This window comes from Brevibacterium sediminis (assembly GCF_024895295.1).
Taxonomy (GTDB): domain Bacteria; phylum Actinomycetota; class Actinomycetes; order Actinomycetales; family Brevibacteriaceae; genus Brevibacterium; species Brevibacterium sediminis.
In genome coordinates this window covers 103,170-121,724 of sequence record NZ_JAHQRN010000008.1, presented here as the reverse complement: position 1 = coordinate 121,724, position 18,555 = coordinate 103,170, and the positions used below count along the sequence as shown (strand labels likewise).

Annotated in this window: 18 protein-coding genes; 16 read left to right on the top strand and 2 right to left on the bottom strand. The window is 64.8% G+C overall.

All coding sequences use genetic code 11. The features are described from left to right. Positions 1-245: 245 nt before the first annotated feature. Together glsA and KTJ89_RS16770 are read left to right on the top strand one after the other, a co-directional pair. Positions 246-1,262, top strand: coding sequence for a glutaminase A (gene glsA, locus KTJ89_RS16775; RefSeq protein WP_259358560.1), 1,017 nt, complete (start codon positions 246-248; stop codon positions 1,260-1,262). Continuing rightward, positions 1,262-2,890, top strand: coding sequence for an MFS transporter (locus KTJ89_RS16770; RefSeq protein ID WP_253903921.1), 1,629 nt, complete (start codon positions 1,262-1,264; stop codon positions 2,888-2,890). The genes glsA and KTJ89_RS16770 overlap by 1 nt, the downstream gene beginning before the upstream one ends. A 70-nt stretch (positions 2,891-2,960) precedes the next feature. Here KTJ89_RS16770 and KTJ89_RS16765 read toward each other — a convergent pair whose 3' ends face one another. Next, positions 2,961-3,290: a rhodanese-like domain-containing protein gene (locus tag KTJ89_RS16765; protein ID WP_139469974.1), complete on the bottom strand. Its 330-nt coding sequence runs from the start codon at positions 3,288-3,290 to the stop codon at positions 2,961-2,963. 253 nt (positions 3,291-3,543) lie between these two features. Here KTJ89_RS16765 and KTJ89_RS19275 point away from each other — a divergent pair, with 253 nt between their 5' ends. The 7 genes from KTJ89_RS19275 to KTJ89_RS16730 all read left to right on the top strand — a co-directional run bounded on the left by KTJ89_RS19275 (position 3,544) and on the right by KTJ89_RS16730 (position 10,014). After that, positions 3,544-4,383: a pyridoxamine 5'-phosphate oxidase family protein gene (locus KTJ89_RS19275; RefSeq protein ID WP_172172293.1), complete on the top strand. Its 840-nt coding sequence runs from the start codon at positions 3,544-3,546 to the stop codon at positions 4,381-4,383. Positions 4,384-4,572: 189 nt separating this feature from the next. Beyond that, entirely contained in the window at positions 4,573-4,863 is a 291-nt protein-coding gene (locus KTJ89_RS16755; RefSeq protein WP_172172291.1) for a DUF4287 domain-containing protein, read from the top strand. Beyond that, positions 4,860-5,204: a cupin domain-containing protein gene (locus KTJ89_RS16750; RefSeq protein WP_172172289.1), complete on the top strand. Its 345-nt coding sequence runs from the start codon at positions 4,860-4,862 to the stop codon at positions 5,202-5,204. The genes KTJ89_RS16755 and KTJ89_RS16750 overlap by 4 nt, the downstream gene beginning before the upstream one ends. Before the next feature lie 62 nt (positions 5,205-5,266). Further along, positions 5,267-6,580, top strand: coding sequence for an FAD-dependent oxidoreductase (locus KTJ89_RS16745; protein ID WP_172172287.1), 1,314 nt, complete (start codon positions 5,267-5,269; stop codon positions 6,578-6,580). A 71-nt stretch (positions 6,581-6,651) separates the two neighbouring features. Beyond that, positions 6,652-7,509 (top strand): ABC transporter permease, encoded by an 858-nt coding sequence (locus tag KTJ89_RS16740; RefSeq protein ID WP_139469989.1) that lies wholly within the window; start codon positions 6,652-6,654, stop codon positions 7,507-7,509. After that, positions 7,502-8,332 (top strand): ABC transporter ATP-binding protein, encoded by an 831-nt coding sequence (locus KTJ89_RS16735; RefSeq protein WP_259358559.1) that lies wholly within the window; start codon positions 7,502-7,504, stop codon positions 8,330-8,332. Before KTJ89_RS16740 ends, KTJ89_RS16735 begins: the two co-directional genes overlap by 8 nt. 410 nt (positions 8,333-8,742) lie before the next feature. Continuing rightward, the gene (locus KTJ89_RS16730) at positions 8,743-10,014 is read left to right on the top strand and encodes an MFS transporter (RefSeq protein ID WP_259358558.1); all 1,272 of its coding nucleotides are present in this window, start codon (positions 8,743-8,745) and stop codon (positions 10,012-10,014) included. A gap of 228 nt (positions 10,015-10,242) precedes the next feature. On the opposite strand, the gene KTJ89_RS16725 is transcribed toward KTJ89_RS16730, so the two are convergent. Beyond that, on the bottom strand, positions 10,243-11,151 hold the full coding sequence (locus KTJ89_RS16725) for a sulfite exporter TauE/SafE family protein (protein WP_259358557.1): 909 nt from the start codon (positions 11,149-11,151) through the stop codon (positions 10,243-10,245). 396 nt (positions 11,152-11,547) lie between these two features. Between KTJ89_RS16725 and KTJ89_RS16720 the strand changes: the two genes are divergently transcribed. The 7 genes from KTJ89_RS16720 to fdxA all read left to right on the top strand — a co-directional run bounded on the left by KTJ89_RS16720 (position 11,548) and on the right by fdxA (position 18,492). Next, positions 11,548-12,435 carry a sirohydrochlorin chelatase gene (locus KTJ89_RS16720; RefSeq protein WP_259358556.1) on the top strand — a complete coding sequence of 296 codons (888 nt, stop codon included), beginning with the start codon at positions 11,548-11,550 and terminating at the stop codon, positions 12,433-12,435. Positions 12,436-12,563: 128 nt separating this feature from the next. Beyond that, positions 12,564-14,291 (top strand): nitrite/sulfite reductase, encoded by a 1,728-nt coding sequence (locus tag KTJ89_RS16715; protein ID WP_259358555.1) that lies wholly within the window; start codon positions 12,564-12,566, stop codon positions 14,289-14,291. Then, entirely contained in the window at positions 14,288-15,022 is a 735-nt protein-coding gene (locus tag KTJ89_RS16710; protein WP_259358554.1) for a phosphoadenylyl-sulfate reductase, read from the top strand. The genes KTJ89_RS16715 and KTJ89_RS16710 overlap by 4 nt, the downstream gene beginning before the upstream one ends. Beyond that, positions 15,019-15,984, top strand: coding sequence for a sulfate adenylyltransferase subunit CysD (gene cysD, locus KTJ89_RS16705; protein ID WP_259358553.1), 966 nt, complete (start codon positions 15,019-15,021; stop codon positions 15,982-15,984). Before KTJ89_RS16710 ends, cysD begins: the two co-directional genes overlap by 4 nt. Further along, on the top strand, positions 15,984-17,363 hold the full coding sequence (locus tag KTJ89_RS16700; RefSeq protein WP_259358552.1) for a sulfate adenylyltransferase subunit 1: 1,380 nt from the start codon (positions 15,984-15,986) through the stop codon (positions 17,361-17,363). Before cysD ends, KTJ89_RS16700 begins: the two co-directional genes overlap by 1 nt. Then, positions 17,360-18,169, top strand: a complete 810-nt coding sequence (gene cobA / locus KTJ89_RS16695) for a uroporphyrinogen-III C-methyltransferase (RefSeq protein WP_259358551.1) — start codon at positions 17,360-17,362, stop codon at positions 18,167-18,169. Before KTJ89_RS16700 ends, cobA begins: the two co-directional genes overlap by 4 nt. Beyond that, entirely contained in the window at positions 18,166-18,492 is a 327-nt protein-coding gene (fdxA, locus tag KTJ89_RS16690; protein WP_172172271.1) for a ferredoxin, read from the top strand. The genes cobA and fdxA overlap by 4 nt, the downstream gene beginning before the upstream one ends. The last annotated feature ends 63 nt before the right edge of the window (positions 18,493-18,555 follow it).

Below are 18,555 nucleotides of genomic sequence, written 5' to 3'. Positions count from 1 at the left end.
ACTTCGCTCCTTTCGGAGTTGAACATGCTCTCGCCGTTCGGCGGAGGAATGGAGATCACCAGATGTGCCTCAGTGATCCATGGTGCCGACGGTAGACCCATCGTGGCATGCGGGCAAGGGGGTCAAACCGGCGGTCAGGGACCTGTGCAAGGTAAGCGCCCTGAGTTAGAGTGAAATCATTCTGCGGACAGGCGCCTAGCGGCCCGTCCCACGGCAACCCCCGAAGATTGGGACGAGGATCAAAGATGATCGGGCCCGACCAGGAAACGGTCAGACAGCGAGCTTTCACCGGGGACCTGCCTGCCGACTGCTTCATCGATTCGGCCCTGGCAGACATCCACGCACGGTACAGCGGACTCGACGACGGTGAGGTCGCCGACTACATCCCGATCCTCGCCGAGGCGGATCCCCGATGGTTCGGACTCAGCCTCATCGAATCGGCTGGGACCGTGCACGAGGCCGGAGACGTCGATATCGAATTCTCCATCCAATCCATCTCCAAGGCCTTCGTCTTCGCGCTCGTCTGTCAGGCCCGCAGCTCCGAACTCGTCCACGAACGCGTCGGCGTCAACAACACTGGACTCGCCTTCAACTCCGTGATGGCGATCGAACTCAACGACGGCAAACCGTTGAACTCGATGGTCAACGCCGGCGCCATCGCCACGACCGCACTCATGCCCGGGGCCACCTCGGCGGAGAAATGGGAGAACATCCGCTCCGGGCTCTCCCGCTTCGCCGGGCGGCAGCTTCGCCTCGACGGACGGGTGTACGAATCGGAGATGAAGACGAATCAGCGCAACAAGGCCCTGGCTCGCCTGCTCGAGAGCTACGGGCGGATCATCACGGATCCGCTCGACACCGTCGACATCTACACCCGGCAGTGCTCGCTGCTGGTCACCGCGCACGATCTCGCGGTGATGGGAGCGACGCTGGCCGACGGAGGAATCAATCCACTGACCGGTCGGCAGGTCGTCTCCGCCGAAGTGGCGCGTGACACGCTCGCGCTGCTCGCCTCGTGCGGAATGTACGAAAACAGCGGCGAATGGCTCTTCGAGATCGGACTGCCTGCCAAGTCCGGGGTCGCAGGCGGCATCGTCGCCATCGCCCCAGGCAAGGGAGCGCTGGGCACTTTTTCGCCGAGGTTGGACTCCGCGGGCAACAGCGTGCGCGGTCAATGGGCGTGTTTTCACATCTCCAGAGTCCTGGGCATGAACCTCTTCGCATCGAACGCGGCCGTCGAACGTCCAGGGAAAGGACAATGATGAGCTCCGAAACCACACCGCACGACATCGCCGAAGAGCGCAGATCCTGGGCACCGATGATCGGGCTCTTCCTCGCCCAGGTGCTCATGTCGTTCAACGTCGCCGCCCTGCCGATCTCGCTCGGCGGAATGGTCGAGGACTTCGGTGTTCCGCCCACGGTCGCCTCGTCGACGATCGTCGTCTACGGCCTTGCCGTGGCCGCGCTCGTGATGACTGGCGCGAAGTTGGGACAGCGGATCGGGTGGGTGCTCATCTTCCGCGTCGTCCTCGTCGTCTTCGCGGCCTCATCGCTGCTGATGATCTTCTCCCGGACGGTCACCTGGGTCATCACCGGTCAGCTGCTCGCCGGGGCCGCCGCCGCGATCATCGTGCCGGCCCTGGTCGCGCTCATCGCGGAGAACTACCGGGGTGCGCAGCAGGCCGCAGCGGTCGGCTCGCTCGGTTCGGCGCGCGCTTTCTCCGGGATGAGCGCCTTCCTCATCGGCGGCACATTGGGCACATTTGTCGGGTGGCGGCCGATCTTCTTCATCACGCTGGGCCTGGCCGTCATCGTCTTCGCGCTGACGTTCACGCTAAAGTCGGACAAGGGGGACGCTGCGATCCGGATCGACCTCGTCGCCTCGGCGCTCATCGGTGCTGCGGTCGTGCTGCTGACGTTGGGGTTCAACAACCTCAACGGGTGGGGGATCATCCGCGCCGAGGATGGGGCGCCGTTCTCGATCGCGGGGCTGTCACCGGCGCCGGTGTTCATCGTCGTCGGCGTGGTCCTCGGGCAGCTGTTCTTCGTCTGGACGAAGCGTCGGAAGGCCGCAGGAAAGGTGCCGCTCGTCGACATCAGCGTGCTCGGTCGTCCGAGTGAGAGGGCAGCGGTCTATGCGATGTTCGTCATCGTCGCCATGGAAGCGGCGGTGAACTTCACTGTGCCCACCTACATCCAGGTCGTCCAGGGGCGCACCCCTTTCGACACCTCGTTGGCGATGCTGCCGTTCAACCTCACGGTCTTCGTCACCGCCACCCTCATCGTCCGCTTCTACAAGCGCTACTCCCCGCGCACCATTGCGCTCTTCTCCTTCGGGCTGACGACGGCGGCACTCGTCTGGCTGGCGTTCGTCGTGACGAACAACTGGGAGACTCTGCCGACGATCCTCGGCCTCATCGTCTTCGGCATCGGGCAGGGTGCGCTCGTGACCTTGGTCTTCAACGTCCTCGTCACTGCCGCGCCGAAGCATCTGGCCGGTGATGTCGGTTCGATCCGCGGCACCGCGCAGAATCTCGCCTCGGCGGTCGGCACCGCGGTGATGGGAGCGCTGCTGGTCACGGTGCTCTCGGCCGGTCTGGCATCGGCCGCCGGTGACCATCCCGACCTGCCGCCGGAACTCGTCGAGCAGGTCGACCTCGACAATGCGAACTTCGTGAGCAACGACGAACTGCGCGACGTCCTCGCGGGGACGACGGCGACACCGGAGCAGGTCGAGCATGCCGTCGAGCTCAACTCCCAACAGCGGCTGCGCACGCTCAAGCTCGGCTTCCTCATCCTCGCCGGCATCAGCCTGATCGCGGCAGTGCCGGCCTCAAGGCTGCCGAAGTACCGCCCGGATGAGATCCCCGACCCCGCCGAGGCTGACTAGACCAGGCAGAGCAGCTTGATAGCTTTATCAACGGCCTGAATCTAGCGGCTGAAAACGGCAGGGGAGAGGATCACTTCACCCAGGGCTCTTCGCCGGTCTCGGAGACGATGGGCTTGCCGTTGTCGAGGTTCCACGAGCCCATGCCGCCGTCGACATTGAAGGCGTCGAAACCGTTCTGGTTGAGCCAGGCAACGGCCCGGTTGGAGCGCCCGCCGGTGCGGCAGATGACGTACATGTCGTCATCGAGGGGGAGATCGTCGAGGCGGCTCGGCAGTTCGCCCAGCGGCACGTGGATCGCGCCTTCGATATGGCCGGCCTCCCATTCGTCGTCCTCGCGGACGTCGATGATGGCGGCCCCTTCGGGGATGTCGTTGACGGTGACGGTCGTTTCTTCATCCATGGCTTCAGTGTAGACATCGGCCAGGACACGGACGCAATGGGCTGCCGGACCGATCTGCTCACCACCCGAGCTCCAAATGGCGCGGTGTCTGGCGCCTCGGGCCGGGCCCCGTCTCTGTGAGGTGGGGCAGGTCTCTTAGGGCGGCGCGTCTGTGCGCCGACTGGGAAAGCCCACCATGTTCAGTCAGTCAGCGTTCCGCACCGCGATCGCATGGAAGAATGACGAACCACCGCTGACGAAGAGGGGAAGTCTGATGAGCAGAGACAAGAGCACCGAAGGCCGCGGCGAGGAGAAGGCTCGCGACGCCGCCGCATTTCTCGACGAGACAACCGAGAAGTTCGCCGGTACCTCGAACATCGCCCCGGGCGAAAAGGGCGGATACACCGAGGGGGACGTCGAAACCCGGGCGCGCGACGCCGCTGCCAGCCAAGGTGCGAACCTCTACCGCAACCCCGACGGCTCACACACGGCTGTCGACGAATCTCAAGCCGCCGAGGGAGCCCTGAGCGCCGAATCTGAGGACTCCGGGCCCCCGGCCCGCACCGCAGCCACCGATGATACGGAGGCCGGCCAGGTCTCCGCAGCCGGTGACGGGCAGGCTCCTGCAGGCCAGGCGGCTACCGATGAGCTCGACCAGGCCGACGTCGTCAAGATCCTGCGCGGCAGCGACTCCGTCATGCTCGCGACCGCGTTGGCCGATGGCAAGATCCTCGCCCACCCGATGGCACCTCAGGAGGTCACCGAGGATGCCGACGTCTGGTTCTTCCTCGCCCTCGACGGCGACCAAGCGAAGGCGCTGCAGACGAACCCCGAAGTCAATATCAGCATCGCTGAGGCGGGCAACTGGCTGTCGGTGGCCGGGCGCGTGGAGTTCGTCGACGACGAGGCCAAGGTCGATGAACTGTGGTCGGATTCCGCCAAGGCGTGGTTCGATGACCGCCGCGACCCGAACCTCGGACTCATCAAGGTCGTCACACACTCCGCACAGCACTGGGGCCTGCCCGGCGGCAAGGCATCGGGCCTGTTCCGCATGGTCAAGTCCAAGATCACCGGAGACCGCCCGTCCGGCGGCACGCAGACCACGGAGCTCTGAGCGGGTGAGTCATCTGAACGCATGGAGCGAGCGGCCGAGGCGACTGCACGGTCTATTGGATCAGCCACTCACATAACTGTGGAGCGGGCCCGCCGAAGAGACTATGCTCTCTTTCAGGCGGGTCCGGTGCGGGGCCTCGCGGTGTCGCGCAAGGTCGCTCGGCATCATGTTCTGCTGAAGGGACCCACCATGTCGTTCCAGGCCTATCTCGACACCATCGAAGACAAGACCGGACTCACTCCTCGCCAGTTCATCGACCTGGCCAAAGACAAGGGGTTCGACGACGACTCGGTCAAGGCCGGAGCCATCCTCGAGTGGCTCAAAATCGACTATGGACTTGGCCGCGGGCACGGCATGGCCCTCGTCCACGTCATCAAGAAGGGCCCGCAGATCGACGCCAAACACGTCGGCACCGGCGGCACACACAACGATGAATCAGACATGCTCTGGCTCGACGGCAAGGCGAGCAGACCGGCATGATCACCGTCATGCAGCGTTCCGACCTGCTGCTGCCCGGATCGCCGACGGCCAAGTTCATCGGCGCCGAGCACGGTGCCGACGTCTCGTTCTTCTGGGTCGACACCGGACCGGGAAAGGGTCCCGATCTGCACTGGCATCCCTACACAGAGACATGGATCGTCCTGTCGGGGCAAGTGCGCATCGACGCAGCTGATGAAACCGTCGCTGCCGAGGCCGGCGCCGTCGTCACCGTCGGAGCCGAAACGGTCCATCGTTTCCGCAACATCGGAACTGAGAATCTCAAAATGGTGTGCATCCATGCCTCCCCCGAAATCATCCAGGATTTCGTCACCGAGGGCTGACCAGGTCGGTTTCACACCCGCACCTCCCACCCGGCCGCCTCGGCGAGGATTAGCATGGAGGCATGAGCAAGCGGATCGTCATCATCGGTGCGGGACTGGCCGGCACGACCGCGGCGCGGGAACTGAACGCGCGCGGTCAGGCCGTCACCGTCATCGACCCCCAGGCCGGCGAAACGTGTGAGCGGCCGCCGCTGTCGAAGCACCTCTTCGACGGCTCCCGCCACCACCTGCCGTACCACCTCGAATCGACCGAGCACATCACCTTCGTCCGTGACCGGGCAGAAGAGATCACCCTCGCCGAGGCGGTCGCGGACTCCCGCTACACCGCCGAGACCCAGCGACACCCCCATCCGCTGGCGAACCACCACGCGACCGCGGGCACCATCCAGCTGGCTTCGGGGGAGTCCATCGACTTCACCCACTGCATTCTCGCCACCGGGATGGAGGCGAATCGCCCCGATGTCCCCGCTTATCCGGACGCCTTGCCGGTCTATGACCTCGGCGACGCCGAATGGATTCTTGAACGTGTGAATAGCGCAACCGAGGCCCTCAACGTCGGGGTGCTGGGCTCCGGTTATCTCGGAATGGAAGTGGCCACCTCGGCGGTGGCGGCCGGACACCACGCCACGGTCTACCTGCGCGGGGACGAACCCCTGCGCAAGCAGCTCTCCGCTCCCGTGAGGCAGGCGCTGTTCGACAAGCACAAGGCCGCCGGAGTCGAATTCGTCACCCACACTGCGAGCCCGGATGACATCCCGGCCGATGTTCACGACCTGTTCGTCACCAGCGTCGGGGCTCGCCCTCGGCTGATCCCGATCGATGGTCACCGACCCGCTCAGGCGTGGGGTGTGGATGAGAGTTTGGCAACATCCAATCCGGGTGTCTTCGCCGCTGGTGACTGTGCCATCGTCACCGCCGGACCCTATGCACTCGACCACCCCTGGGCCTGTGAACCGGTGGCCGAAAGCCACGGAAAATTCCTCGCTGAACTGCTCACTGAAGGATCAGACACGGCTTCGAACGACGGTGATAATGCGCCCGAATCCGCTTCAGATTCTGGGCCGGACGACGGTCCGAAAGTCTGGTCCGATGTTCCCTGGCACTGGAGCTTCCAAGGCCCGGAGAAGGTGTTCACGGCGGGCCTGACGAGCCCCGACGCCGACGATACGATCACCCGACACGACCCCAGCGGAGCGAAGTTCCAGGTCTTCCACTTCGACGGACCCGCCCCGGAGTCGGTGCTCGTCGGCGTCGAGACGTTCAACTGGCCCCCGATGCAGGCGGCCGCCCGACGGGTACTCGGCGGTAACAATATTCCGACGAGAGCTCAGATCGCCGACCCCGACTTCGACTTCAAGGCTCACAGCCGACTGTGAGTCTGCGCTAGTCTCATCCCGTAGACTCTTTCTGTTCTATCCCCAGTCGCCGACGAGAGAATTTTCTGTTCATGGATATGGCCAGGCTTGCTGCCGAGCACGGACTCGAGAGAGTCGGTGGACGGCCGTCTCTACCTCAGTACGTCAAACAGCTTCTCAACCGAAGCGACTTCACGTATACGCTAGCGAAGTACCGGATGCAGTCCGAGAACGAACGCAATCGCCTCGGCATGCTCTGGGTGCTTCTGCGTCCGGCGTTCTCCGCACTCATCTACGGCACAGTCTTCGGGTTCATCATGCGGGGCGCCACCGCCCGGCCCGACGATTTCGCCCCTTTCGTCATCATCGGCGTCTTCGTGCTCGAGTTCTTCAACACCTCGATGAACGGCGGATCGAAATCGATCATCTCGAACGCCTCTCTCGTCCAATCGCTGCCGTTCCCGCGCATCGTGCTGCCGATCGCCACGGTGTTCCAGAACCTGCTCAACTTCATTCCCACCTTCATCTTCATGGCACTTCTCGTCATGCTCTGGGGCGCGAAACCCGGTTGGGACTGGTTCCTCTTCATCCCCTTGGTCTTCCTGTTCTGGATCTTCAACCAGGGTGTGGCCTTCATCTTCGCCCGCGCAACGGTCCACTTCCGTGACCTCTCCCAGGTGACTCCGTTCATCTCCCGGATGATCTTCTACACCTCGGGCGTCTTCTTCGACCTCAAGGTCATGGTCGACAAGATCAACCCGTCCCTGCAGCCCTTCGCTGATTGGCAGCCGCTGAACAACGTCCTGGCGATCGCCCGCGGCATCCTCATGAAGGACGGTGTCATTCCCTACGACTACTTCTGGCACCTGGCCATCTGGGCATTCGGCATCTTCATCATCGGCTTCGTGTTCTTCTGGCAGGCCGAGGAAAGGTTCGGTCGTGATGAGTGAGACGAACGAAGAGCAGGCCTTCGACTCCGGCAGCCTGCCCGAAGTGACGCGAAACAATCCTCCCGTCGTCGTCTGCGACAACGTCCACGTCCGGTACAAGACTCTGGCTACGGGCAAGAAGCTCAAGCTCGGCAGCAAGGACGTCATGTCCAAGCGCCGGGAGCTGAGAGAGGTCCACGCACTCAAAGGCATCAGCTTCGTCGCCCACAAGAACGAATCGATCGGCATCATCGGCAGCAACGGCTCGGGCAAGTCCACGCTCATGCGGTCGATCACCGGACTGACTCCGACCTCCGAGGGTGCGATCTATGCAACGTCTCGGCCGAACCTCCTCGGTGTCGGTGCCGCACTGATTCCGGATCTCTCGGGCGCCCGCAACATCGTCCTCGGGTCTCTGGCTCTGGGGCTCACTCGTGACGAGATCGATGCAAAGTTCGATGACATCGTCGAGTTCACCGGGCTTGAGGACTTCATCGACCTGCCGATGCGAACGTACTCCTCGGGTATGTCCCAGCGTCTGAAGTTCGCGATCGCGACCTCGGTGCAGCACGAGATCCTCATCGTCGACGAGGCGCTCAACGTCGGTGACAAGAAATTCCGTGACCGTTCCGAGGGTCGTATCCGAGCCATCCGTGAGAACGCCGGTACCGTCTTCCTCGTCTCGCACTCGATGCGCACGATCAAGGACACGTGCAACCGTGCACTGTGGATCGAGAAGGGCGAGCTGCTCGCCGACGGACCGGCGCTTGAGGTCATTCGCAAGTACCAGGCCTTCACCAAGGCCGAGAAGGCGAAGGAAAAGAATCAGGAAGAGCCGGCCTGAGCCCTAGTCTGCCCGGCCTTCGGCCCCTTGCGAACTCGGCCCCGTTCTCTGCTGAGGACGGGGCCGTTTCTTTCACTTCGCCGCAGCCAGCGACACCCTGAGCTCCACTGTCCGCGCTGTGCGGGGCCCTCACCAAATCGCCGCGGCGATGTGGTGAAAGGCGTCGACAACGACACTGACGTGACTCGTCACCTGCTGAGACTGCCTTTGCGGCCGGATACTAAGGGACTACAATCGTCTCGCTGACGAGAACAGGGGGCATACTTGTCAGATCAGAGACTCCGACCGGGTCTGTGAATAAGCAACATCCGCCCGGGTGACGAGCAACGGTGCCTGCATCCTGCAATTCCACGATCCACCACCGGCTTCGCCAACCACGGCATCCGGGCACCTACAAGAAGAGGCACACGATGACTGAGACACCCGTCGAGTCCCGCGAAGACAAGTCGCGGGCCCGCAAGGCCGTAGTCGCGGCCGGACTGGGCAACGCCCTCGAATGGTATGACATCATCCTGTTCGGGTTCATGGCCACCTCGATCACCGCGGTCTTCTACCCCGGCGAAGGCCTGTCCGCGCAGCTGATGACCTGGGCGACCTTCGCCATCACCTTCGTCGTCCGTCCCCTCGGCGCGATCATCATCGGCCGCTACTCGGACAAACACGGCCGCAAATCGGCCTTGTCGCTGACGATCGGTCTGATGACCCTCGGTGTGTTCATCATCGTCATCCTGCCCGGCGAAGCGACCATCGGCATCTGGGGCGCGATCGGCCTCATCATCGCCCGCATCATCCAGGGCATCTCCGCCGGCGGCGAATTCGGATCGGCCACAGCCTTCCTCACCGAGAACGCCAAGCGCGGTAAGGCCTACTACGCCTCCTTCCAGACCGCGACTCAGGGCATCTCGATGTTCCTGGCCGCCGGAATCTCGTGGATCCTCAGCTCGGCACTGAGCGAAGAGGCCCTGCACTCCTGGGGCTGGCGCGTGGCCTTCGCCCTCGGTCTGCTCATCGGACCCGTCGGCTGGTACATCCGCTCGAAGATGGATGACACCCCTGAGTTCAAGGCCGCCGAGAAGACCGACAACCCGCTGCGCGTCCTCCTCAGTGAGAACTTCGGTCGCCTGTTCTCCGCGTTCCTCATCATCGCGATGGCCACGATCTCGGTCTACCTCATCACCTTCCTGCCGCAGTTCGCCGTCACCAACCTCGGCCTCGACGCCTGGGCGTCATTCCCCGGCGCCGTCGTCGCCGGTGTCATCACCCTCATCGGCGCCCCGTTCGCCGGCCGCCTGGCCGACCGGGTGGGACCGACGACCGTGATGATCCCGACGACCATCGTGGGCATCATCGTCGCTTGGCCGATGTTCATCCTCCTGACCGCGACCCCCTCGATCGGCGTCCTCACCCTGTGCGAGGCGATCGTCGGACTGTTCATGGTCTTCTACTTCGGTCCGATGCCGGCGCTGCTGTCCGAACTGTTCCCCGTCAAGGTGCGCAGCTCCGGCATGACCATCGCCTACAGCTTCGGTGTCGCGATCTTCGGCGGCTTCGCCCCGCTCATCCTCACCGCGCTGCTCGGCGCGACCGGTCTGCTGACCGTGCCCGGCTTCTACTACGCGGGCCTGTCGCTGCTGTCCCTCATCGGCGTGATCATGGCCCGGAAGCTCTACAGCCAGCGCTGACCGCACCGCAGACCCGAACAGACCCGACCCCGCCCTTGTGCGGAGTCGGGTCTGTTCGCGTGTTCCCGCCGGCTCATCGGCCTTCACCCGCAGGAATCGTGTGCTCGACGGCGTTTCCTCGCCTCGTTCAAGCCGGCCCGCGCATTTGGGTGCGTGTGCCTCGCGATAAGCGAGCTTGGCCTTAAACGACGGTATGGAAGAGGGAAGGAACGCCCTCGCCGAGGCGGCTCACCCGCCGACGGGCACCTCGACTCCAGCTTCCTCGGCTTTCCGCACCTTCGCTGCCGCACGTTCGATGCGCACGACGTGAGCCAGCAGTGCGAACCACACAAGCGCCAGGCCGGCGAGCGTCAGCCACACAGTCGACGAACCGAGGCCGAAGGCGAGCAGGATGGTGCGGACGTTCGTGAGAACGATGATTCCGCCCGCGGCGACCGCAAGCACCTTGGCCGGCAGCAGCTTCACCAGCCATGCGGCGAAGGGTGCGGCGATGACGCCGCCGACGAGAAGTGCCGCCACGATCTGCCATTCGATGCCCTGCGATCCGAGCGCAATGAGGAACCCGAGCGAACCGCCGACCGCGACGATGAACTCGCTGGTGTCGATCGAGCCGACGACCTTGCGCGGCTCCAAGCGTCCCGAGGACAGCAGCGTCGTCGTTCCGACTGGACCCCAGCCGCCCCCGCCGATGGAGTCGAGCGTGCCGCCGATGAGCCCGACGGGGACGAGCATCTTCGCGCTCGGCCGTGACTTGAACGTCGGACGCGCACCGCCGAGTGCCAGGAAACGCCAGATGACGTAGATGCCGAGCGCCAGCAGGATCCCTGAGATCCAAGGGGTCGCCGCTTCCCCGTCCAGGCTGGCGAGGAACGTCGACCCTGCGATCGCCCCGACGAACCCCGGGCCGGCCAGAATCGCGACGGTCCGCCAGTCGACATTGCCGAACTTGTGGTGCGAGATCCCCGACACCAACGTCGTCCCCAATTCAGAGAAGTGCACCGCCGCCGAGGCGGCCGCCGGTGCCGTACCCGCCGCGAGCAGAAGCGTGGTTGAGGTGACCCCATAGGCCATGCCCAGGGAGCCATCGATGAGCTGCGCGATGAGCCCGACTATTCCCAGGATGATGAGCTGACGCATGTGCTTGCCTTTCGTGGATGACGCGGAGGATGTGGAGGCGCAGAAGATTGGTGAGGCGTCGAAGATGCGGACGGTGCCGGCAACGCAAAGACGCGTTGACAACACACACTAGCGAAACTGTTGAGCAGAAAGGAAAATCGGCCGCAATCCTACGAACTCGGTCGCCGTGTGTCGAAAGATGACGTCGAATGTCGATATTTCGCTGATGAACAGCCTGTATGCGACGCCGAGGCGGATGGGTTACGCTGTGCGAATGCATTCAATCCAAACGATCACTGCTCGCCCTGGTTGCTCAGTCGTTGAGCAATCAGCCTGCCCGGTGACCTCGACGGCCCCGGGGCAGGTGCGGGAACGGGTGCAGAGGCTCGCGCAGAGAAACGCTGAGGAGCGGGCGCAATGACAGGGTTGCCGTCGGTGGGCCTGATCTCCCACGGAACCTCATCGCCGACCGGGCAGGTCCTCATCGAAGTGCTCGCGACAGAGATCGCCACGGACCTGCGTATTCGCGGGATTGCCGACGAGGTCATGCTCGGCCATGTGGACGTCCAAAAACCCGACGTCGACGAGGTGGTCGCCCGACTGCCCGCCGACCGTCCGGTCGTCCTCGTGCCGCTCCTGCTCTCGGCGGGGTATCACGTCCATGTCGACCTCGCCGAGGCGGCCGACCGTGCCGCTGAATCGAGCCGTGACGTTCGACGAACCTCCACGCTCGGGCCCGATCCGAGGCTCGCAGAGATCCTCGCCGACCGCCTCCCGCTCTTGAAGAGCGGCGACGACGTCATCCTCGCCGCTGCCGGTTCGAGCGACGAGCGTGCGAACGAGTCCTGCCGGGAGATGGGCAGGCTGCTGGCCGCAGAACTCGAGCGTCCCGTCGAGATCGGCTTCCTCGCCGGCGGAGGAATGCCGTTGAAAGACCTCGTCGGACAGAGCCGCAGGCGCGGTGCCCGACCCGTGCTGGCGAACTACCTGCTGGCCCCCGGTTTCTTCGACGACCTCGCCCGCAAGCACGTTGAGGGCGGCACTGACTCGACCGGCGTCCTCGCTCCGCCGCTTCTCACCGGAGGCGGTAACACGTCCGCCGTTCCGCCGAAGCTCGTTGACATCGTCCGCGACCGAGTCCGCGAGGGCATCCACGGCCGAGTTCGCGATGGTATTTTCGCGGCCGGCCTCAACAGCGGCCCCGGTGGCGCCCATGTTGAAGGCGGCTGTCCTGCCTACGTCCAACCTCACACCCAATCTCACACCCAACCCCACAAATTCACCCCGCAGATGCTCAACGTCTGACCGCATACACGGCAGGCCGTGACGCCATATGTCACTTCGTGACACAAACCCTTCGGTAATTGGTTGAGCAATTCGGCATTCATGTAGCGTGATTCATCACTGGTTCCCCTCAGCGTTTGGAGACAGCAATGTCCACTCAGGTGGAAGAGAACAAGGAAACGGCAGGTAAACAGGCCGCAAAGCGGCCCGCCCGCCCGAAGAAGTCCAATGGGCAGTGGAAGATCGACGGCCATGAACCGTTGAACAAAAACGAGATCGACAAGGCCGAAGACAACGGCCTCAACGTTCGCGCCCGAATTGAGACCATCTACTCCAAACGTGGATTCTCGTCGATCGACTCCGACGACCTGCACGGCCGCTTCCGCTGGTGGGGCCTGTACACGCAGCGCAAACCCGGAATCGATGGCGGCCGCACCGCGAAGCTCGAGCCGCATGAGCTCGAGGACGAGTACTTCATGCTGCGTGTCCGCATCGACGGCGGAAAGCTCACCACCGAGCAGCTGCGCACGATCGCCGACATCTCCACCGAATTCGCCCGCGACAGCGCCGACCTCACCGACCGCCAGAACATCCAGCTGCACTGGATCGAGATCGAGAACGTCCCCGAGATCTGGCGCCGACTCGAAGCCGTCGGCCTGCAGACCACCGAAGCCTGCGGCGACGTCCCCCGCGTCATCCTCGGCTCACCCGTCGCCGGCATCGCCGCCGACGAGCTCATCGACCCGACACCGGCGATCGAAGAGATCTCACGCCGCTACATCGGCGACCAGAGCCTGTCGAACCTGCCCCGCAAATACAAGACCGCGATCACCGGCCACCCCAGCCAGGACGTCGTCCACGAGATCAACGACTGCTCCTTCGTCGCCGTCGAACACCCCGAACACGGCATCGGCTACGACCTGTGGGTCGGCGGCGCCCTGTCCGTCGTCCCCCGCTTCGCCGAACGCCTCGGCGCCTGGGTCGCCCCCGACCAGGTCGTCGAGACCTGGCTGGGAGTGACCTCGATCTTCCGCGACTACGGCTTCCGCCGCCTCCGCAACAAAGCCCGCCTGAAGTTCCTGCTCGCCGATTGGGGTCCGGAGAAGTTCCGCGAGATCCTCGAGACCGAATACCTCGGATACAAACTCGCCGACGGTCCGGCACCGGCCAAGCCGATCACCGCCGGCGACCACGTCGGCGTACACAAGCAGACCGACGGCCGCTACTACATCGGGGTCAGCCCCGTCGTCGGCCGCGTCTCGGGCACCCTGCTCGGCCAGGTCGCCGACCTCGCCGACAAGTACGGCTCCACGCGCCTGCGTACCACCCCGCACCAGAAGTTCCTGCTGCTCGACATCGAGGAGAAGGACGTCGAAGCCGTCGTCGCCGAGCTCGACTCCCTGGGCCTCTCCAGCCGCAAGGACCTCTTCCGCCGCTCGACGATCGCGTGCACCGGCATCGAATACTGCAAACTCGCCATCGTCGAGACCAAGCAGACCGCAGCCGACACCATCACGAAGCTCGAAGAGCGCCTCGCCGACATCGAGGAGCTGCCCCACCCGATCAGCTTCCACCTCAACGGCTGCCCGAACTCCTGCGCCCGCATCCAGACCGCCGACATCGGGCTCAAAGGCCAGATCGTCACCACCGACGAAGGCGAACAGGTCCCCGGATTCCAGGTCCACGTCGGCGGGGGCCTGGCCTCGAAAGACCGCGACGAGGCCGGACTCGGCCGCACCGTCCGCGGACTCAAGGTCACTTCCGAGAACCTCAGCGACTACGTCGAGAAGCTCGTCCGTCGCTTTCTCGCCGGGCGAGGCGAAACCGAGACTTTCTCCGAATGGGCCCACCGTGTTGACGAGGAGGAACTGGTATGACCCGCCCCGAACCGCGCCCCATCGAGGAACTCAAGGCCCTCGCCGAGGCGGGTGCCCGTGAACTCGCCGGTGACCCGGAGAACGGTGTTCCCGAGGCCAACCCCGCCGACGTCATCCGCTGGGTGTCCCGGAACTTCGACACGGCGGCCTGCGCCGTGGCCTGCTCGATGGCCGACGCGGCACTGCCGCATTACGTCGCCCAGTACCAGCCCGGCGTCGACGTCCTCTTCCTCGACACCGGCTATCACTTCTCCGAGACCTATGACACCCGCAACGAGGTGGCTCGCCGTGTCGATGTCCACATCGTCGACGTCCTCCCGGAGCAGACCGTGGAAGAGCAGGACGCCGAGTTCGGCAAGGACCTCTTCGCCCGCGACCCGGGCCTGTGCTGCGCCCGCCGCAAGGTCGCACCATTGAAGAAATCGCTCAACGGCTACGAACTCTGGTTCACCGGAGTCCGCCGTGACGAGGCTCCCACCAGGACGAATACGCCGCTGATCACCTTCGATGAGAAGAACGGACTCGTCAAGGTCAACCCACTGGCCGCGTGGTCCTTCGATGACCTCCTCGACTACTCCCGCGCCTTCGACGTCCCGGTCAACCCGCTGCTTGACCAGGGGTACCCGTCGATCGGCTGCCAGCCCTGCACTCGCCCCGTCGCCGAAGGGGAAGACCCCCGCGCCGGCCGTTGGGCCGGATCGACCAAGACAGAATGCGGACTCCACACATGAGCATCGACACCCAGTTCAACCACGACACACACACCAACACCGAGGCGGTGCCCGCCCACAACCCGGGTGCGAGCCTGTCCACTCTCGACGTCCTCGAATCCGAAGCGATCCACATCATCCGTGAGGTCGCCGCCGAGTTCGAACGTCCCGTGCTGCTGTTCTCCGGCGGCAAGGACTCCGTGACGGTCCTCCATCTCGCAGCGAAGGCGTTTTGGCCGGCGAAGATTCCGTTCGGACTTCTCCACGTCGACACCGGACACAACTTCGACGAGATCATCCGCTTCCGTGACGAGACGGCCGAGAAGTACGGCCTCGACCTCACGGTCGCGAAGGTCCAGGACTACATCGACGACGGTCGCCTGCGCGAACGCCCCGACGGGACCCGCAACACCCTGCAGACCCAGCCGCTGCTCGACGCCATCACCGGCGGCAAGTTCGACGCCGTCTTCGGCGGTGCCCGCCGCGACGAGGACAAGGCCCGGGCCAAGGAACGCATCCTGTCCCTGCGCGACGAATTCGGCGGCTGGAACCCCAGCAGCCAGCGCCCCGAACTGTGGAACCTCTTCAACGGCCGTCACCTGCCCGGCGAACACGTGCGCGTGTTCCCGATCTCGAACTTCACCGAACTCGACGTGTGGAGCTATATCGCCCGCGAAGGCATCGAACTGCCCGAGCTCTACTTCGCCCACGATCGCGAAGTCTTCCAGCGCGACGGCATGTGGTGGGCCACGGGCGAATTCTCCACCCCGCGCGACGGCGAGACCGTCACGACCAAGAAGGTCCGCTACCGCACCGTCGGGGATATGAGCTGCACCGGAGCCGTCGAATCGAGCGCCGATGACCTCGAGTCCATCCTCGCCGAGGTGGCCGCCACCACTGTGACCGAGCGCGGTGCCACTCGCGCCGACGACCGGATCTCGGCCGCGGCGATGGAAGACCGCAAGAAGGACGGGTACTTCTGATGACGACCACAACCACCACCGAAACAACCACCACCGAGGCGACGCCGACCTTGGACACGACGACGAAGACGCTGCTGCGCTTCGCCACCGCCGGATCCGTCGACGACGGCAAATCCACGCTCGTCGGCCGGCTTCTCCATGATGCGAAGGCGATCCTCGCCGTCCAGCTCGCCGCCGTGACCGCCACAAGCCGGGAACGCGGATTCCTGGGAGGTGAGTTCGATTTCGCGCTGCTCACCGACGGTCTGCGGGCCGAACGCGAACAGGGCATCACCATCGACGTCGCCTACCGGTATTTCGCCACCGACCGTCGTTCGTTCATCCTCGCCGACTGCCCCGGACACGTGCAGTACACCAGGAACATGGTCACGGGAGCCTCGACCGCCGATGCCGTCGTCGTCCTCATCGACGCCCGCACCGGCGCGACCGAACAGACTCGCCGGCACCTCACCGTCGTCTCCCGACTGGGCATCCGCCACGTCATCATCGCCGTCAACAAGATCGACCTCATCGACTACGACCAGGCGGCGATCGAGACGGTCGAGGACGACGTCAAGACGCTCGCCGACGAGATCGGCCTCGAGACCCCGCACCTCATTCCGATCTCCGCCCTGGCCGGGGACAATGTCGCCACCACCTCGGACAACACGCCCTGGTACTCCGGCCCGGCGCTGCTCGAACTCCTCGAGACCCTGCCGAGCACGGACGAAGACACCGCCGATCTCGAGGCCTTCCGCCTCGACGTGCAGACAGTGCTCCGTCCGCAAGGGGGACTGGCACCGGGACTCGACCCCGAGGAATTCCGGGACTACCGGGCGGTGGCCGGACAGATCACGGCCGGGCGGGTCAGCCTCGGCGATGAGATCGAGATCCACCCCGCCGGGCTGAAAACGACGGTGACCGGCATCGATACCGCCAGCGGTCCCCTTGAGACCGCGAGTGCGCCGCTGTCGGTGGCGCTGCGGCTGGCCGATGACGTCGATACCGCCCGTGGCAGCGTCATCGCCGCGGCCGGCACCCTGCCCACCCCGCGCCGGGAACTGCGCGCCGAGGTGTTCCCGTTCACGGCCGAGGGCCTGCGTACGGGGGACCGGGTACTCATCAAGACGGGGACGACGACCGTGAAGGGGATCGTCACTATCGAGGCCAAACGCAACCTCGAGACCTCCGAAACCGAACCCGCCGAGGTGCTCGCCGGCAACGACATCGGCCTGGCCCGGGTGAAGCTGTCCGCCGAACTGCCGGTCCCGGACTTCCGCGACCACGGCACGGCCGGTGCCTTCGTCGTCATCGACCCGCAGACGGGCAACACCCTCGCCGCAGGAATCCACACCCCCGAGGCGGCCCCCAGCCCCGAATCCATCGAGGACCAGTCATGACGCTCTTCCTCCCACAGCAGCCGGGCACGGTGCTGCTCGTCGGTGCCGGACCGGGCGATCTCGGACTGCTCACCGTCACCGGTCTGCGCGCATTGGAACGCGCCGACGTCATCGTGGCCGACCGCCTCGGCGCCCGATCGGTCATCGATCAGCTCGAAACCGAACGCGGTGCACCCCTGGACGCGGAGATCATCGACGTCGGCAAGCTGCCGGGGCACCATCCGGTGCCGCAGAGCGGGATCAACGACATCCTCATCACACAGGCGAAGCTCGGCCGTCGGGTCGTCCGACTCAAGGGCGGGGACCCGTTCGTCCTCGGACGTGGGGGAGAGGAGGTCATCGCCTGCCGGGCCGCCGGAGTCGATGTCCGCGTCGTTCCCGGGGTGACCAGCGCGAACTCCGTTCCCGCGGTCGCTGGAATCCCGCTCACCCACCGAGGCGTCGCCACCTCGTACACGGTCGTGACCGGTCACGACCAGCTCAGCGAGATCGGCGGGGGACGCGACCACACCGTCGTCGTGCTCATGGGAGTGGGCACACTCATCAATTCGGCGATGGTGCTCGCCCGATCCGGGCGCGGTGACGACTGCCCGGTCGCGATCGTCGAAGACGGATTCGGTGAGAACCAACGAGTGACCATCGGAACCCTCGGCGACATCGCCTTCCGCGCGGCTCGCCGAGGCGTCCGGTCACCGGCCGTGATCGTCGCCGGTGATGTCGTGACCTTGAGCCCCTACGCCGATGGTGCGTTCACCCAGGCGACCGAGCCTGCCGCATCGGCATCCGAACTCGTGAGGAACCCATGACCTACATCATCGCCCAACCGTGCGTGGACCTGAAGGACCGCGCCTGCATCGAGGAATGCCCGGTCGACTGCATCTACGAAGGCACTCGCTCCCTCTACATCCACCCCGACGAATGCGTCGACTGCGGAGCGTGTGAACCCGTGTGCCCCGTCGAAGCGATTTTCTACGAAGACGATGTGCCTGATGAGTGGGAGGCCTACTACAAGGCGAACGTCGAATTCTTCGACGACATCGGCTCCCCGGGCGGAGCTGCCGCCCACGGGGTTGTCGACAAAGACCATCCCTTCATCGCAGCTCTGCCGCCGCAGAATGCGGACGACTGAACACCCAGCGACTGACTTCTCAATGACGACGAGCGACACTTCGCTCACCTCCGACTGATCAAG

What these genes read in the sequence shown, in the direction of transcription:
- glsA (WP_259358560.1), top strand. Translation starts at nt 246, where the DNA reads ATGATCGGGCCCGACCAGGAAACGGTCAGACAGCGAGCTTTCACCGGG.
- KTJ89_RS16770 (WP_253903921.1), top strand. Translation starts at nt 1,262, where the DNA reads ATGAGCTCCGAAACCACACCGCACGACATCGCCGAAGAGCGCAGATCC.
- KTJ89_RS16765 (WP_139469974.1), bottom strand. Translation starts at nt 3,290, where the DNA reads ATGGATGAAGAAACGACCGTCACCGTCAACGACATCCCCGAAGGGGCC.
- KTJ89_RS19275 (WP_172172293.1), top strand. Translation starts at nt 3,544, where the DNA reads ATGAGCAGAGACAAGAGCACCGAAGGCCGCGGCGAGGAGAAGGCTCGC.
- KTJ89_RS16755 (WP_172172291.1), top strand. Translation starts at nt 4,573, where the DNA reads ATGTCGTTCCAGGCCTATCTCGACACCATCGAAGACAAGACCGGACTC.
- KTJ89_RS16750 (WP_172172289.1), top strand. Translation starts at nt 4,860, where the DNA reads ATGATCACCGTCATGCAGCGTTCCGACCTGCTGCTGCCCGGATCGCCG.
- KTJ89_RS16745 (WP_172172287.1), top strand. Translation starts at nt 5,267, where the DNA reads ATGAGCAAGCGGATCGTCATCATCGGTGCGGGACTGGCCGGCACGACC.
- KTJ89_RS16740 (WP_139469989.1), top strand. Translation starts at nt 6,652, where the DNA reads ATGGATATGGCCAGGCTTGCTGCCGAGCACGGACTCGAGAGAGTCGGT.
- KTJ89_RS16735 (WP_259358559.1), top strand. Translation starts at nt 7,502, where the DNA reads ATGAGTGAGACGAACGAAGAGCAGGCCTTCGACTCCGGCAGCCTGCCC.
- KTJ89_RS16730 (WP_259358558.1), top strand. Translation starts at nt 8,743, where the DNA reads ATGACTGAGACACCCGTCGAGTCCCGCGAAGACAAGTCGCGGGCCCGC.
- KTJ89_RS16725 (WP_259358557.1), bottom strand. Translation starts at nt 11,151, where the DNA reads ATGCGTCAGCTCATCATCCTGGGAATAGTCGGGCTCATCGCGCAGCTC.
- KTJ89_RS16720 (WP_259358556.1), top strand. Translation starts at nt 11,548, where the DNA reads ATGACAGGGTTGCCGTCGGTGGGCCTGATCTCCCACGGAACCTCATCG.
- KTJ89_RS16715 (WP_259358555.1), top strand. Translation starts at nt 12,564, where the DNA reads ATGTCCACTCAGGTGGAAGAGAACAAGGAAACGGCAGGTAAACAGGCC.
- KTJ89_RS16710 (WP_259358554.1), top strand. Translation starts at nt 14,288, where the DNA reads ATGACCCGCCCCGAACCGCGCCCCATCGAGGAACTCAAGGCCCTCGCC.
- cysD (WP_259358553.1), top strand. Translation starts at nt 15,019, where the DNA reads ATGAGCATCGACACCCAGTTCAACCACGACACACACACCAACACCGAG.
- KTJ89_RS16700 (WP_259358552.1), top strand. Translation starts at nt 15,984, where the DNA reads ATGACGACCACAACCACCACCGAAACAACCACCACCGAGGCGACGCCG.
- cobA (WP_259358551.1), top strand. Translation starts at nt 17,360, where the DNA reads ATGACGCTCTTCCTCCCACAGCAGCCGGGCACGGTGCTGCTCGTCGGT.
- fdxA (WP_172172271.1), top strand. Translation starts at nt 18,166, where the DNA reads ATGACCTACATCATCGCCCAACCGTGCGTGGACCTGAAGGACCGCGCC.